The organism is Sphingomonas oryzagri (genome assembly GCF_029906645.1).
GTDB lineage: Bacteria > Pseudomonadota > Alphaproteobacteria > Sphingomonadales > Sphingomonadaceae > Solisphingomonas > Solisphingomonas oryzagri.
The window spans coordinates 810944-826224 of the sequence record NZ_JARYGZ010000001.1 but is presented as its reverse complement, the minus strand read 5'-3'; the positions used below and the strand labels follow the sequence as shown (position 1 = coordinate 826224).

The window sequence follows — 15281 nt, the reverse complement described above, 5'->3', positions numbered from 1 at the left end:
GGCATCCTACAGAGGCACCCTTGAGCAACCCGTTCGTGCTGAGCTTGTCGAGGCACTGTCCTTCCTTCTTGAAAAGAGAAAGGCAGCCCTTCGACAAGCTCAGGGCGAACGGATTGTCTGTGTCCGGCGGTATCGCATCATGAAGGCCCCGTCCCGCAACAAGCGGCCCGGTTTCTCCCGGCGCGCGCAATACGGGCTGTTCTTCAGCTACGTGATCGCGGTGACGGGCATCCTCGTCGGCCTCGGGCTGGTCGTGGCCGCGCATTTCGATCCAACCGGCTTCGGCACGATCAAGGGCGCCGCGCTCGACACCACCGCGCCGATCTCCGGCGCGGCGCGGGGGGTGGTGCGCAGCGCAGGTAGCGTGGTCGATGGGATCGGCGCCTATTTCTACGCCGGCTCCAAGAATGTCGCGATGGCGAAAGAACTGGACAGCGACCGCGCCGCCTTGGTCCGCGCTCGCATCCTGGCGCTCGAGAACGAGCGGCTGCGGCGGATGCTCAAGCTGGTCGAGAACCGCAACGGATCGATCGCGGTGGCGCGGATCGTCGGCTCGACAGGGGTCAGCAGCCGCCGTTACGCGACGCTGGATGCCGGCGCCGCGCAGGGCGTGCGGCCGGGGCAGCCGGTGCGCTCGCCGGAGGGTCTCGTCGGCCGCGTCGTCGATGCCGGCATGATCGCGTCGCGCGTCCTGCTGATCACCGACAGCGCCAGTGTCGTTCCCGTCCGCCTCGCGCGCGGTGGAGCGCCCGCCCTCGCCGCAGGACGCGGTGACGGATCGATCGAGATCCGCCCGCTCGGCGCCGGTGGCAATCCCTTCAATCGCGGCGACATCGTGCTGACATCGGGCACCGGCGGCCTCTATCCGCCCGACGTGCCGGTCGCCGTGATCCTGCGCAAGGATGGCGACGTCGCGATCGGCTGGCCGCTCGCCAATCCGGCGCAGCTGGATTACGCGATGGTCGAACAGCCTTTCGCCGGCCTGCCGCCCCCGCCCGAGCCGGCCAAGTCCACCAAACCCTGATGCGCGCGCCGACCAGCTCCGCCCCCCCCACCCGCGCAATCGAGATCCGCGCGCAGGTGGTGCCGATCATCTCGACGCTGCTCGGTTCCGCGACATCGCTCGTTCCCACCGTCGCGCTCTCCCCGACGTGGCCGCCGCTGGGCCTGCTGATGCTGCTGGCGTGGCGTCTCCTGCGTCCGGAAATCTGGGCGGCGTGGGTCGGCCTGCCGCTTGGCCTTGCGGATGACCTGCTGACGGGGCAGACGCTGGGAACGGGGATGGTGACGTGGACGGCGTGCCTGTTGCTCGCCGATCTTGTTGAGGGACGCTTGCTCTGGCGCGACTATTGGCAGGAATGGCTGCTCGCCGCGATCGCCATCGCTTTCGCGATGCTTGCCGGCTGGGCGATCGCCTGCTGGACGGGTGGCGCGACGCCGGTCCGCCTGATCCTGCCCCAGCTCGCCATCTCCATCCTGTGCTTCCCGATCATCGGGCGACTGTGCGCGCGTCTCGACCGCTGGCGGCTGGCGATCGGCAAGATCCGCGCGCAGGATTGATGCCATGAAGTTCGGCAACGGCCGCCGCGCCGGGCGCCTCGTCACCGAAGCCCATCAGAGCTTCTCGTTCAGCCGGCGGGCCTTGTTCGTCGGTGTCGCGCAGGGCGCCGTCGGCCTGACGCTCGCCGGCCGCATGGCGTGGCTGACGGTGTTCGAACACGACAAATATGCCGCGCTCGCCGAAAGCAATCGCGCCCGGTCCACCCTGATCCCCCCGCGCCGCGGCTGGATCGTCGATCGGGCCGGACAGCCGATCGCGATCAACCGGTCGGACTTCCGCGTCGATCTGATCCCCGATCTGCTCGACGATCCCAAGCGCGAGATCGAACTGCTCCAGAACCTTCTCCAGCTCGCACCCGAGGACATCGAGCGGCTGCAGGACAATCTTCCCAAGGCGGCGGGCTTCCAGCCGGTACAGGTGGCGGAGGATCTGGATTACGAGCATTTCGCGCAGGTCAATCTGCGCCTGCCCGATCTGCCTGGCGTGGTGCCAGCCCGCGGATTCTCGCGCTATTACCCGACCGGGCCGGCGGTGGCGCATCTGATCGGCTATGTCGGCTCCGCCTCCGCCGAGGACTACAAGAAGGACAAGAACCCGCTTCTGATTACGCCGGGCTTCAAGATCGGCAAGCAGGGGCTGGAAAAGACCTTCGACCACTTCCTGCGCGGCCAGCCGGGCGCCAAGCCTTCCGAGGTCACCGCGCGCGGCAAGCTGGTGCGCGAACTGCCGGCGCGCCCCGAGACACCCGGAGAGACGCTCCAGCTTACCATCGACGCCGGGCTGCAGGATTATATCGCGGAGCGGATGGGCGATCAGTCCGGTTCGGGTGCGGTGATCGACTGCGCGACCGGAGACATCCTCGCGATGGTCTCGATGCCGGCCTACGACCCCAACAGTTTTTCGCGCGGCATCAGCCACGATGAATGGAACATGCTGTCGGACAACGACCATCTGCCGCTGGTCAACAAGACGCTCCAGGGTCTCTATCCATCCGGATCGACCATCAAACCACTGAACGCGCTGGCCTTTCTGGAAGCCGGTGTCTCGCCCGACGATCATGTCGTGTGCACGGGTCAGTACCGCGTCGGCAACAGCTATTTCCACTGCTGGCGGCACCAGGGCCACGGCGCGATCGACATGCACCGGGCGGTCGAACAGAGTTGCGACGTCTATTTCTACGAAATGTCGCGCCGGGTGGGAACGACGACGATCGCGGCGATGCTCAAACGGCTCGGATTTGGCGAGAAATTCCCCCTGCCCTTCTCCTCCCAGCGCTACGGCACCGTTCCGGACCCGGCCTGGAAGGAGCACAAATATCACAAGGCCTGGACGGTCAGCGACACGCTGAATTCCTCGATCGGGCAGGGCTACACGCTGGTAAATCCGCTGCAGATCGCGGTCGCGGCGGCGCGGATCGCGAGCGGCAAGGCGCTCATACCGCGCATCGTCCATCGCCATTCCGACATGCCGCCCCAGCCGCTGGGCGTGTCGGACGAGCATCTCGCCATCGTTCGCGCCGCGATGGGTGCCGTCGTCGGCCCCGGCGGCACCGCCAACAGCGCCCGGATGCAGGTGCCCGGCATCGCGATGGGCGGCAAGACCGGCTCCGCGCAGGTCCGCCGCATCAGCATGGCGGATCGCGCGGCGGGCCGTGCCGTTGCGCTCGGCACCCAAGGCGAATGGCGACTGCGCGATCATGGCCTGTTCATCGCGTTCGCACCGGTCGATCAGCCCCGTTATGCGGCGGGCTTCATCATGGAACATGCCGGGCACGGCACCTTCGCGGCGGGCGTCGCGCGCGATGCCTTCACCTATCTGTACGACAAGCAGCGCGCGCTCGATACGCTCGCCAAGATGCAGGCCGGCTGGGGCGGCGATATCGCAACGCGCATGGCGCGCGAGAAGGCCGACTGGGCCGCCAAGCAGGCCGCGCTCGCCCAGCCGCAGGGCGCACCGCCCGATGAGGGCGACATGGGTGCGCAGGCCAACGCCACGCAACCACCGGACAGCTCGGTCGCCACCGCCGTGGCACCGCCGGACGAGGCGCCGGAAAACACGCAGGCCGGCACGCCGCCCCGCACGGGTGCAAGCGTCGGCAATGAGGGGTCGCCCGAATGATCCGCAATTCGCTCGTTCCTGCTCCGCTCGCGCAGCTTCCCTGGCGCGTGCTGTTGACGGTGATCGGCATCACCTTCTTCGGGCTGACCGTGCTCTATTCGGCGGCCGGCGGCAGTCTCGAGCCGTGGGCGCTTGGCCAGGGCACGCGCTTCTGCCTGTTCCTCGGTCTCTCCATCGCGATCTCGCGACTGCGCGAGGAGCAGATCAAGCAGGCGGTCGCGCCCGCCTATGTGATCCTCTGCATCGCGCTGGTCGCGACCGAGCTGCTCGGCAAGGTGGCGGGTGGCAGCCAGCGATGGCTCAACCTCGGCATCATCCGGCTCCAGCCCTCCGAACTGATGAAGCCGCTGATCGTGCTGACCCTCGCGCGCTTCTACGATCTTCTGCCCGCGGGCGAGATACGGCGCTGGACGGCGATCTGGCCGGCGATGCTGCTCATCGGCGTGCCGGCGGCACTGATCATGATCCAGCCCGATCTCGGCACCGCGACAATGGTGACGGCGGGGGGCATCGTGACGATGTTCCTCGCCGGCCTGCCGCTGCGGCTGTTCGTCGGCGGCGCGCTCGCGACCATCCCGCTCGGCGCTGCTGCCTGGGGGATGCTCCACGATTATCAGCGCAACCGCGTGCTGATCTTCCTCGATCCCGATCTCGATCCGCTCGGCAAGGGCTATCACATCACCCAGTCCAAGATCGCGATCGGATCGGGCGGCATCTTCGGCAAGGGGTTCCTCAACGGCACCCAGAGCCATCTCGATTATTTGCCCGAGGGACAGACCGACTTCGTCTTCGCCACGATGTCGGAGGAATGGGGGCTGATCGGTGGGGTGCTGCTGATCCTGGCCTATCTGCTGGTCGTGTGGTGGGGAATGGGCGTGGCGCAGCGCGCGGAAACCCGTTTCGCGCGGCTGACGGCAGCCGGCCTCGCCACCACGATCTTCTTCTATGTCGCGGTGAACCTGATGATGGTGATGGGCCTCGCGCCCGTCGTCGGCGTGCCGTTGCCGCTGTTCTCCTACGGCGGATCGGCGGTGATGACGGTGCTGATCATCCTCGGTCTGCTGATGGCGATCGACCGCGGACAGCGCCGTTCGGGCGGCGCCTTCGGATAATTTCGCAGGGGCACAAAAAGGCGGTTTACAGCCCCCGATTCGATTGCTACTTGGCCGCCTCCCAACGAGGACCGGCGACGGTCACTTCCGCTGTGTGGACGCATAGCTCAGTTGGTAGAGCAGCTGACTCTTAATCAGCGGGTCCTTGGTTCGAGCCCAAGTGCGTCCACCACCCCCTTCCATTTTTCCGTCAATGCGCGCTGCCCGGCGCGACTTTCCGGCCCGGCTTCGGCGCGACCCAGATCAGGGCGGCGGCGAACAGGAAGACGATCGCCGACACGAGGAAGATGTGATTGGTGGCGAGCGACGTCGCCTCTCCGTTGACGAGCTGCTCGATCATCCCGCGCACCTGATCGATGCCGAAACCCTGCCCTTGAAGAGTCGTCGCCACGTCGTTGCTGTTGAGCTTCGACACCAGCTCGCTGCGGGCGATGCGCGTGTCGTTATCCCACGCCGTGGTGGAGATCGAGGTGCCGATCGCCGCTGCCATGGTCCGCAGGAAACTCATCAGGCCGGCGGCCGACGCCAGTTCCTCCTCGTCCACGGCCGCCAGCCCGATGCTGGTGATCGGGATGAAGAAGAAGGGCAGCCCCACACCCTGCAGCAATTGCGGGATCGCGAGCGACCAGAAATCTGCCTCGCTGTTCCAATGCGTGCGCAACAATGTCGTCGCGCCCAACCAGAGGATGCCGAAGCTCACCAGCTTGCGCGGATCGATCTTCGTGGAGAGCTTGCCGACGATCGGCGAGACGATGACGGCCGATACGCCGGTGAAGGCGGTCGCATAGCCCGCCCAGGTCGCGGTGTAGCCGAGCGAACCCTGCAGCCACTGCGGGATGATCACCGCCGAGGTGAAGAACGTCCCGAAGGCGAAAGCCAGCGCCACCACGCTCGCCGAGAAGCCGCGATGGCGGAATACGCGCAGATCGACTGCCGGATGCGCCTCGGTCAATTCCCAGGCGCAGAACACGGCGAAGCCGATTACGGCGATCACCGCGAGGCTTGCGATGAAGCTGCTGTGGAACCAGTCGCGATCGTGGCCGAGATCGAGCATCACCTGCAGCGCGGCGATCCACAGCACCATCAGTGCAAGGCCCATGGCGTCGATCCGTGCGGGCTTCAGCGCCGTCTCGACGGGGCGGAGCAGCATCCACGCACCCGCGATGCAGGCTGCTGCCACCGGCAGGTTAATGAAGAAGATCCAGTGCCACGACGCATCGTCGCTCAGCACGCCGCCGAGGATCGGCCCGAGGATCGGCGCGGTAACGGTGGTCATCGACCAGAGCGCCAGCGCCTGCCCGTGCTTCTCCCTGGGGAACACGCGCATCAGCAGCGTCTGGGTCAGCGGCATCAGCGGGCCGCCACAGAAGCCCTGCCCCAGCCGGAACAGCACGATCTCGCCGAGCGAGGTCGACATGCCGCACAGCATCGAGAAGCAGGCGAAGCCTATCAGTGCCGCGATGAACAATTTCACGCTGCCGAACCGCGCCGTCAGGAAACCGGTGAGCGGCACGCACACCGCCTCCGCCACCGAATAGGAGGTAATCACCCAAGTGCCCTGATCGGGCGACACGCCGATGCCGCCCGATATGTGCGGCACCGAGACGTTGGCGATGGTGGTATCCAGAACCACCATGAAGTTGCTGAGCGCCAGCGCAAGCGCGGCGAGCAGCAAGGGCGCCCCGCTCAGCGTGACGGGTTTCTCCTGCGGGCTGTCCATCTCGGCGGCCTCCGGGTTCAGATATGGATATCGGCGTCCATCGACAGGCCGACGCGCAGCGGGTGGGCATCGAGCTCACGCGGATCGAGGCGGATGCGGACCGGCAGGCGCTGGACGATCTTGATCCAGTTGCCCGTGGCGTTCTGCGCCGGGATCAGCGCGAAGGCCGATCCGGTGCCGCCCGAGAAACCCACCACAGTGCCGTGATAGACCACGCCCGACCCATAGAGATCCGAAGTGATCTCCACCTTCTGTCCGGGTACGACATGGGCAAGCTGCCCTTCCTTGAAATTGGCATCGACGTAAAGCTGGCGGATCGGCACGACCTTCATGATCGCCGCTCCCTGCGCCAGACGCTGGCCGACCTGCACGTTGCGGTTGGTGACGACGCCGTCGACCGGCGCGCGGATCACAGTGCGCGACAGATCGAGGCGCGCCTGATCGACCTTCGCCTGCGCCGCCTGCACGTCCGGACTGGTAACGACCGTGGTCCCGTTGATGAGCGCCTGGTTGGCGGCGAGATCGCCCCTGGCGGCATTCTTCGCGGAGATCGCCTGCTGGAGCGCGGCACGGGCATTGTCGGCGCTGCCTTTGGCTGCTGCGTAGGAATTGATCGCCGAGGTCAGTTCGTCGGCGGAAACGGCCCCGCTTGGTGCCAATTTCTTGCGGCGATCGAGATCGATCGAAGCCTTCTGCAAAGCGGCCTGCGCCGACGAAAGCTGCGCCTGCGCGCCCGCGATCGCCTGATCCTTGGCGGCCAGCGTGGAGGCGAGCGAGGTGCCCGTCGCACTGGTCTGGCCGAACTGGCGCTTCGCCTTGGCGAGGGCCGCCTCCGCATCGGCGAGCGCAATCCGCGCGTCACTATCGTCGATACGGACGAGCACATCGCCGCGCTTCACGGTCTGCGCGTCGGACACCAGCACCTGCGCCACCTGCCCCGCGACCATCGGCGTTACCTGGGCCGTGTCGGCACCGACATAGGCATTGTCGGTACTGACGTGATGGCTGCCGACGACGGCATACCAGCCGCCATAGCCGACACCGGCGAGCAGCACCGCGCCACCGATGCCGAGCAAGGCCTTGCGACGTTTCGGATTGCCCGGCCTGGAAGGAGCGACAACGTCATGCGTGGGATCGGCCTCAGCCATGATGGGTCTCCGAGGAAACGGCGCCGGCATCGGCGCTGGAAGTGGGGGGTGGAACGGGTGCGACAGCGCCGCCGCCGAGTGCCTTGACGAGCGCGACGTCGAGCGTGAAGGCACGCGCCTCCAGATCGACGACGATCCTCTGCTCGGTCAGCACGCTGTTCTGCGCGGTCAGCACGGTCAGGTAATCGGACAACCCGCCTTCGTAGCGCTGGCGGGCGATGTCATAGGCATCCCGCGCGTCGGACAGCGACTGGCGCGATTGCGAGAGTTGCTCGGCGAGTTTGGACTGGCTTGTCACCGCGTCGGCGACATCGTGAAATGCGCCCGCGACGGTGCCGTCATAGGTGGCGACAGCCTCGTCATAGGTGCCGCGCGCGACCCGATACTTGCCCTTGATCTCGCCGCCATGGAAGATCGGCAGGCTTACCGCCGCGCCCGCATTGCCGTAGCTGCTTCCCGACAGGAACAGGTTGGAGATGCCGAGCGACTGGACGCCGATCAGCCCCGACAGGCTGACCGAGGGATAGAAATCGGCCCGTGCCGCCTTGATCCGCTCGGCACTCGATTCCACACGCGCCCGCGCCGAAACGACATCGGGCCGACGGCCGATCAGATCGGTGGTGACGTCCGCCGGCACGGTGCGCGCGGCGAAGCTCAGCGTCGGCCGCTGGATGGTCAGCCCGCGATCCGGCCCGGCCCCCAGCAAGGCGGCGATCCTGTTCTTCGTGAGCGCGATCGACTCCTCGATCGCGGAAAGCTGCGCCCGCTCGGCGGGAACGGCGGAATCGGCCTGCTTGAGCTCGGCCTTGGTATCGAGCCCGATGGCGACGCGGTTGGCGACCAGCTTCTGCGTATCGAGCCGCAGTTGCACCGCGTTCACCTCGACGTCGCGTTCCGCATAATAGCGCGCCAGATCGGCATAGGCGCTCGCGATATTGGTCGAAAGGAGCAGGCGCGCCTCGGCGACGTCCACAGCCGCGGCCTGCGCATCGGATGTCGCGGCACGCAGGTTCGCGCGGTTCTTGCCCCAAAGATCCAGATCGAAGCTGAAATCGAACGAGGCGCTGGCGGTGTCCCTCCAGCCCCCCAGTGACGGGGGCAACGGTATTCCGGTTCGCCCGCTCTGCTTGGCACCGCCGACCGAGCCGGAACCGTCGATCCGCGGCAGCAACGCCGCGCCCGCCTGCTGGCGATACCCATCCGCCTGATGGAGCCGCGCGACAGCCGCCGCTATGTCCGGCGCGCCGGCAAGCCCCTCCCCGATCAGCGCCGTGAGCTGCGGATCGTTATAGCCCTGCCACCAGTCGCCCCCCGGCCAGGTCGCATCCGACCCGGCGTTCGGCGCGAGGCTCCGCCCGGCGGCGAAACTCTGCGCGGAGCGAACGTCCGGGCGCGGCCCCAGCTTCGGAACCGCCACGCATCCGGACAGCAGCAGTGACAGGGCAGCCGCGCGCAACGGCGCCCGAGGAATACCCGCGAGATGCATGATCGAATCTCCGTACCATGAAGTACGGTTTTTCTCTGGGCCTGCCCAAATCGCTTGTCAATCTAAAACCGTACTCTATAGTACGAATTCATGACGAGTACCGAAACGCCTCCCCCAGGTCGCCGCGAGACGCGCAAGGCCGAGCGGCGGGCTGCGATCATCGAACTGGCGACCCGCGCTTTCCTGGAGAATGGCTACGACCGTACGACGATGTCAGGCATCGCCGCCGATCTGGGCGGCTCCAAGGGCACGTTGTGGAGCTATTTCGCCTCGAAGGAGGAATTGTTCGCCGCCGTGCTCGATTCCGCGACGGTCACCTTCCGCGCACTGATGAGCGCGCTGCTCGACCCGACGCTCCCCATCGACACCGTACTGGTCGGCTTCGGGGAGAAATTCATCTCCCGCATAACCCTGCCCGATGCGTTGGCGCTCCAGCGGCTGATCATCAGCGAGGTCGAGCGCTTTCCGGAGATCGGGCGCATCTTCTACGATCGCGCGCCCGGACGAAGCCGGATCCTTCTGGCCGAATACCTCTCGATCCATATGGAAACAGGGGCGCTGCGCCGCGACGATCCGGGTGAGGCAGCCGGCACCTTCCTCAGTCTGTGCGCGGGCGGCTATCCCCAGCGTCTGCTCTGGGGCATCGAACAACGCGACGAAGAGGAGGTCCGCCGCGAGGCCGTGCGGATCGCTGCCACCTTCCTGCGGTGCTACCGGCCGGACTGATCCGCGTCGGCAGCGACGGCTCCGCCCAAGGCGGGACCGACCAAGGGAATGCGTGGCGCATCGGCCACAGACCCGACGACTATCACCTGGCCGTCAAAAAGCCCGCTTGTCGGACGAGATATTATAACATAACGAATTTGCAACAGCGCGAAGCGGCGTGCTGGTTCCAATCCATCAGGGCATCGGTGAACAGTCGAACTTTCCAGTGTGTAGCGCGCGTCGCCCAACGGAAACCGGCCCATCGGCTCGGCCGTCCGCTGGCTCGCAGGCTTATCCCGACGCTGATCCTGCTGCTGACGCTCGCTTGGCAAAGCCTCGCCATCGAGACGCACGTACACCCGCTGGAAGCTGGGTCGGACGCCGTAGTCGCTCGTGCGGCCTCCCACTCCGGAATTGCGGCCGCCACTGGTCTCGGGCGCGATCCGGCCATCTGCCCGTTCTGTCTGGAACTGGCGCAAGCCGCCCACCTGCTTTCCTCGGCACCGCCTGCGCTCAAAGTGCCGGCCGTCATAGTGGCCAGTGCCGTGGCCTCGTCACTCATCCCGTGGGCGCGGCGCTACCGGTCACATGCCTGGCTCGGTCGAGGCCCACCGTTCCTTTCCTGAACCCACCGACATCATAACAAAGGCGCTCACGCCTCTCCGGGCGTCGCCGCACGGCATCGGCGCCCGACCCAAGGTTCACGGAGCAATATCATGCGATCCCACTATCTGCTGGGCGCGGCTGTCGTCGCGCTCGTCCCCGCCATGGCCGCCGCGCAGGACGCGGCATCGCCCCCCGCCGCAGCGCCCGCGATCGTCGTCACCGCCTCGCCGTTCGGCACCGACACGCCGACGATCGTCGCCAGGGTCGATCGCAGCCAGATCCTCGCGACCGGCGGCGACAATATCGCGGATTCGCTGAAGAGCGTGCCGGGCATCTCCGCGACCGAATTCGCCTCGGGCGCCAGCCGCCCGATCATCCGCGGCATGGACGCCACCCGCGTCCGTCTGCTGGAAGACGGCACGAGCGTATCCGACGTGTCGGACATCGGCCCCGATCACGGCGTGCCGGTCGATCCGCTCTCGGCCCAGAGCATCGAGGTGGTGCGAGGCCCGTCGACGCTGCGCTACGGCAGCCAAGCGATCGGCGGCGTGGTCAACGTGCTGAACAACCGCGTGCCGCTCGCCCTGCCGACGCAGACCGTGCAGGGCGAGATCAATAGCAGCTACAATACGGTCAACAACGGCGCCGAGGTGTCAGGCCTGGCGGACGTGAATGCGGGCGGCGGCTTCGCGCTGCATGCCGACGCCTTCTATCGTTACACCAGCGATTACGACACGCCGCTCGGCACCCAGCAGAACAGCTATTTCCACGGCGACGGCGTATCGGGCGGCGCCTCCTACTTCTTCGGGGACAGCCAGCTCGGCGCGGCCGTCACGCATTTCGATTCCAATTACGGCATCCCGAGCGACACGACGCACATCGTCATGCACCAGACCAAGGCGCTGACCCGCGACACGATCGACATCAGTTCGGGCATCCTCAAGAAGCTCGATTTCTGGGGCAGCTATGCCGACTACCAGCATCAGGAGGTCGAGCCCGACGGCACCGTCGACACCACCTTCAAGAACCGGGAGTGGGACGGCCGCGCCGAGCTGACCTTCAATGCGATCGGACCGATCTCCAACCTCGCGATCGGCAGCGAGGTGCAGCGCCGCCGCTTCTCCGCGATCGGCGAGGATTCGAGCTATCTCTTCCCGACGCTGACCCAGACCGAATCCGGCTACATTTTCGCCGAAATGCCGCTGACGAACGCGCTGAAGCTGCAGGCGGCTGGCCGCGTCGAGCATACGCAAGTCAACGGCACGCCGAAGTCCGACGTATTCACAAAGGCGCGCTTCACGCCAGTGAGCGGCTCGATCGGCGCGCTCTATGATCTGGCGTCGGGCGTGAAGCTCGGCCTCACGGCGTCGAGCACCGGGCGGGCGCCCGGCCAGACGGAACTCTACGCGCGCGGCGGCCATGACGGCCCGAACACTTACGAGACGGGCGATCCGAACCTGAAGATCGAACGCGCGAACTCCCTGGAGGGCACGATCCGCGTCGACAGCGGCAAGTTCCGCTTCGAGGGCAGCGCCTATTACACATGGTTCCACAACTACATCTACGGCGACCTCACCGGCCGCACCTGCGACGATGACGGCACCTGCGTGGAGGGCGACGGCGGCGATCTCAAGGAGCTGTTCTACCGCCAGCAGAACGCGCATTTCCGGGGGCTGGAGGGCAAGGCGTCCTACGCGCTCCTGAAGCGTGACGACACCAGCCTCGAGATCAACGCGCTCGGCGACTATACCCGCGCGACGCTGGGCCAGGGCGGCAACGTGCCGCGCATCCCGCCCTACCGCATCGGCGGCGGCTTCACTTGGAAGAGCAGGATGGTCGATGCCAACCTGCTCTACCTCTATGTCGGCAAGCAGAACGACTATGGCGATTTCGATACGGCGACGGCGCATTACAACGATCTGAGCGCGCAGATCGCGGTGCGGCCATTCCAGGCCTATCCGAACATCCAGTTTGCCGTCGTCGGCCAGAACCTGACCAACGACGTGCAACGCGCGGCGACCGCGCTCAACAAGGACGAGGTGGTCATGCCCGGCCGCAACGTCCGCTTCGTGATCCGCTTCGCGAATTTCTGAGGCGCCCCGCCGCCGTGCCCTTGGGGACACGGCGGCGGTCAGGCGATCAGCCCAGCCGGATCGACAGCTCGACATCGTCGGTGAAGGGCATCGTAAGGTAACCGTTCGCCGGCGAGCCGACATGTTCCAGATAATCGGGGCAGTAATCGGCATTGTCGGCGACGATCACCGCGCCGGGGCGCAGACGCGGCTCCAGCAATGCGAGAATGTCGCCATAGAGCGCCTTGGCGCCATCGAGCAGCACCAGATCGATCCGGTCGGGCAGATCGGTGGCGAGCGTCTGCAGGGCGTCGCCCTCGCGGAACTCGACCAGATCGGCCAACCCGCCCTCGGCGAGATTCACCTTGGCAGTGGCCAGCTTGGACGGCTCGAACTCGCTGGTAATCAGGCGGCCACCGCCATTGTCGCGCAAAGCCGATGCCAGATGCAGCGTCGACAGGCCGAACGAGGTGCCGAACTCGACGATCGCCTTCGCCTGCGTGGCGCGCGCCAGGATGTAGAGCAGGCGCCCGGTATCCCGCGACACGGGCAGCGCGAAATCCTTGAGCGCCGCATAGAGCGCGCGATAATCGGCCTTGCTTCGCATCAGCCGCTGGCGTTCGTCCGACGATACGGACGCGAAGGCAGGGCTGGTGGACGGGGGTGTTGCTTCGGCCTCCGCGAACAGGCGATCGAGCAGGGGCGCCACGGGGGCGCTGACGAGGGTGGTCATCCGGTTTCTCCGATGGGCGGGCGATCGGACTTGCCCGCGCCGAAAAAATACGAATAATTCGTCGCATCTCCTATTCGCATTACCGGGCACCCATCGTGGCACCGCGCAAAACTTCCCATGTTTCCTCGCGAAAACAGCCTCGCCAGGCGCGATCGACCGAATTGGTTTCGGCGATTCTGGATGCCGCTGTTCAGGTTCTGGCGAGCGAGGGCGCCCAGCGCTTCACCACCGCGCGCGTCGCCGAGCGTGCCGGGGTGAGTGTCGGGTCGCTCTACCAATATTTCCCCAACAAGGCCGCGATCCTGTTCCGGCTGCAGAGCGACGAATGGCGCAGCACGTCGGCGATGCTGGGAGACATCTTGCAGGATGACACGGCACCCCCGCTTGTCCGACTGCGAAAGCTGGTCCACGCCTTCATCCAATCGGAATGCGAGGAAGCACAGATACGGGGCGCGCTCGACGATGCCGCACCGCTCTATCGCGATGCGCCCGAGGCGCAGGAGATTCATGCCGCCAGCGGCCGGATCTTCCACGCGTTCATCCACGATCTGCTGCCGCAAGCGAGCGAGGAGACGCGATCGATCGTGGCTGACATCACGCGGACGACGCTGAAGGCGGCCGGAACCCACTTCTCTTCCATCCCGCGCGAACCGGACCAGATCGCCGCCTATGCGGATGCGCTGGCGGACATGTTCTGCGCCTATCTCGACCGCGAGATGGCGAAAACAGCCTAGCGAGCGCAGCAGCGCCGCCGCCAACCGGGGAAATCATTTCAGCTTGGTATCGACGCTGAAACACGATTTTTCTGCGAATGACAATCAATACCATTGCAATGCGCCAGCTTTTGACGCACCGCGACACGGTGAACATGCCCTCTCCCACCATCGAGCCGCCCCGCAAGAAGAAGCGAATCTCGCGCGGCTGGTGGCTGAAGCAACTGCATACGTGGCACTGGATCTCGGCGGCGATCTCGCTCGCGGGGATGCTGATGTTCGCGCTGACCGGCATCACACTGAACCATGCCGCCTCGATCCCCGGCCATGCGGTCGTCGAGGACCGGACCGCCACGCTGGCCCCATCGCTTCTGCGGATGCTGAAGGCCACGCCGAAGGCCGATGACGCGCCGATGCCCGGCCCGGTGGCAGAAGCCGTCGCATCGTCGGTCGGGCTCGATCCGGCGGGGCGCGCAGGCGAATGGAGCGACGACGAGGTCTATGTCGCGATGCCGCGGCCGGGCGGCGATGCGTGGGTGAGCGTCAGTCGCGCCGATGGCACGATCAAGGCCGAGATCACGCGGCAGGGCTGGATCTCTTTGCTCAACGATCTGCACAAGGGCGCCAATACGGGCCTGCCGTGGCGGCTGTTCATCGATGCCTTCGCGGCTGCCGTCCTCGTCTTCACCAGCACCGGCCTGATGCTCCTCCAGTTCCACGCCAAGCATCGCAAGAAGACCTGGCCGCTCGTCGGCCTCGGCATCGCGGTGCCGCTGATCGTCGCCATCGTCTTCATCCACTAGGGGTCCGAACCATGAGTCCTACCCGTCTCGCTCTCGTCGCAGGCACCATCATCGTTCCGGCGTCCGTTGCATCGGCGGCGAGCATCACCGTCACGGTGCCGCGCATCGATCTGGCCGAATACAAGAAGCCCTACGTGGCCGGATGGATCGAGCCGGCCGGCGGCGGCCAGGCGCGCAGCCTGTTCGTCTGGTATCAGCTCAGGAACGGCGGCAAGGAACCGGGCACCAAGTGGCTATCCGAGCTGCGCTCCTGGTGGCGCAAGAGCGGGCGCATGATGCAGCTGCCGGCGGACGGCGTCAGCGGGGCGACGCGCGGGCCGGGCAGCTATTCCGTTGCGCTGCCCGCCAACCTCCCGGCCGGCAATTATGTGGTCCATGTCGAGGCTGCGCGCGAACATGGCACGCGCGAATTGGTCAGCGTGCCGGTCACGCTTCCGGCCGCCAACGGTCGTGCGAGCGGCAAGGCCGAACTCGGCGCCGTCGTGGTTGCAGCGAAGTGAGGGG

The 15281-nt window shown here is 66.4% G+C and carries 14 protein-coding genes and 1 tRNA gene; 10 read left to right on the top strand and 5 right to left on the bottom strand.

Translation table 11 applies throughout. From position 1 onward, the window contains the following. Positions 1-139 precede the first annotated feature (139 nt). The 5 genes from mreC to QGN17_RS03835 all read left to right on the top strand — a co-directional run bounded on the left by mreC (position 140) and on the right by QGN17_RS03835 (position 4963). A complete protein-coding gene (mreC, locus tag QGN17_RS03855) occupies positions 140-1024 on the top strand; it encodes a rod shape-determining protein MreC (RefSeq protein ID WP_281043198.1) in 885 nt (294 codons plus the stop codon). After that, positions 1024-1560: a rod shape-determining protein MreD gene (mreD, locus tag QGN17_RS03850; protein WP_281043197.1), complete on the top strand. Its 537-nt coding sequence runs from the start codon at positions 1024-1026 to the stop codon at positions 1558-1560. The genes mreC and mreD overlap by 1 nt, the downstream gene beginning before the upstream one ends. A gap of 4 nt (positions 1561-1564) precedes the next feature. After that, positions 1565-3679 (top strand): penicillin-binding protein 2, encoded by a 2115-nt coding sequence (mrdA, locus tag QGN17_RS03845; RefSeq protein ID WP_281043196.1) that lies wholly within the window; start codon positions 1565-1567, stop codon positions 3677-3679. Then, the gene (rodA, locus tag QGN17_RS03840; RefSeq protein WP_281043195.1) at positions 3676-4791 is read left to right on the top strand and encodes a rod shape-determining protein RodA; all 1116 of its coding nucleotides are present in this window, start codon (positions 3676-3678) and stop codon (positions 4789-4791) included. The genes mrdA and rodA overlap by 4 nt, the downstream gene beginning before the upstream one ends. A gap of 96 nt (positions 4792-4887) precedes the next feature. Then, a tRNA-Lys gene (locus QGN17_RS03835) sits at positions 4888-4963 on the top strand. A gap of 18 nt (positions 4964-4981) precedes the next feature. Here QGN17_RS03835 and QGN17_RS03830 read toward each other — a convergent pair. Genes QGN17_RS03830 through QGN17_RS03820 form a run of 3 tightly spaced genes read right to left on the bottom strand, consistent with a single transcriptional unit; the run spans position 4982 to position 9115 of the window. Then, on the bottom strand, positions 4982-6511 hold the full coding sequence (locus QGN17_RS03830; protein WP_281043194.1) for a DHA2 family efflux MFS transporter permease subunit: 1530 nt from the start codon (positions 6509-6511) through the stop codon (positions 4982-4984). Between the two features lie 17 nt (positions 6512-6528). Beyond that, positions 6529-7659, bottom strand: a complete 1131-nt coding sequence (locus QGN17_RS03825; RefSeq protein ID WP_281043193.1) for an HlyD family efflux transporter periplasmic adaptor subunit — start codon at positions 7657-7659, stop codon at positions 6529-6531. Next, the gene (locus QGN17_RS03820) at positions 7652-9115 is read right to left on the bottom strand and encodes an efflux transporter outer membrane subunit (RefSeq protein WP_313790150.1); all 1464 of its coding nucleotides are present in this window, start codon (positions 9113-9115) and stop codon (positions 7652-7654) included. The genes QGN17_RS03825 and QGN17_RS03820 overlap by 8 nt, the downstream gene beginning before the upstream one ends. A gap of 120 nt (positions 9116-9235) precedes the next feature. Here QGN17_RS03820 and QGN17_RS03815 point away from each other — a divergent pair, with 120 nt between their 5' ends. Next, a complete protein-coding gene (locus QGN17_RS03815; RefSeq protein ID WP_281043191.1) occupies positions 9236-9871 on the top strand; it encodes a TetR/AcrR family transcriptional regulator in 636 nt (211 codons plus the stop codon). On the opposite strand, the gene QGN17_RS03810 is transcribed toward QGN17_RS03815, so the two are convergent. Then, entirely contained in the window at positions 9856-10329 is a 474-nt protein-coding gene (locus QGN17_RS03810) for a hypothetical protein (RefSeq protein WP_281043190.1), read from the bottom strand. The genes QGN17_RS03815 and QGN17_RS03810 overlap by 16 nt on opposite strands. Positions 10330-10566: 237 nt before the next feature. Between QGN17_RS03810 and QGN17_RS03805 the strand changes: the two genes are divergently transcribed. Beyond that, positions 10567-12549 carry a TonB-dependent receptor plug domain-containing protein gene (locus QGN17_RS03805; RefSeq protein ID WP_281043189.1) on the top strand — a complete coding sequence of 661 codons (1983 nt, stop codon included), beginning with the start codon at positions 10567-10569 and terminating at the stop codon, positions 12547-12549. A 46-nt stretch (positions 12550-12595) separates the two neighbouring features. Here QGN17_RS03805 and QGN17_RS03800 read toward each other — a convergent pair whose 3' ends face one another. After that, positions 12596-13261, bottom strand: coding sequence for an O-methyltransferase (locus QGN17_RS03800; protein ID WP_281043188.1), 666 nt, complete (start codon positions 13259-13261; stop codon positions 12596-12598). Between the two features lie 161 nt (positions 13262-13422). Between QGN17_RS03800 and QGN17_RS03795 the strand changes: the two genes are divergently transcribed. The 3 genes from QGN17_RS03795 (at position 13423) to QGN17_RS03785 (ending at position 15277) form a co-directional block, all read left to right on the top strand. Then, on the top strand, positions 13423-13995 hold the full coding sequence (locus QGN17_RS03795) for a TetR family transcriptional regulator (RefSeq protein WP_281043187.1): 573 nt from the start codon (positions 13423-13425) through the stop codon (positions 13993-13995). Positions 13996-14129: 134 nt separating this feature from the next. Further along, positions 14130-14777, top strand: a complete 648-nt coding sequence (locus QGN17_RS03790; RefSeq protein WP_390902673.1) for a PepSY-associated TM helix domain-containing protein — start codon at positions 14130-14132, stop codon at positions 14775-14777. Between the two features lie 11 nt (positions 14778-14788). Further along, positions 14789-15277 (top strand): DUF2271 domain-containing protein, encoded by a 489-nt coding sequence (locus tag QGN17_RS03785; RefSeq protein WP_281043185.1) that lies wholly within the window; start codon positions 14789-14791, stop codon positions 15275-15277. The last annotated feature ends 4 nt before the right edge of the window (positions 15278-15281 follow it).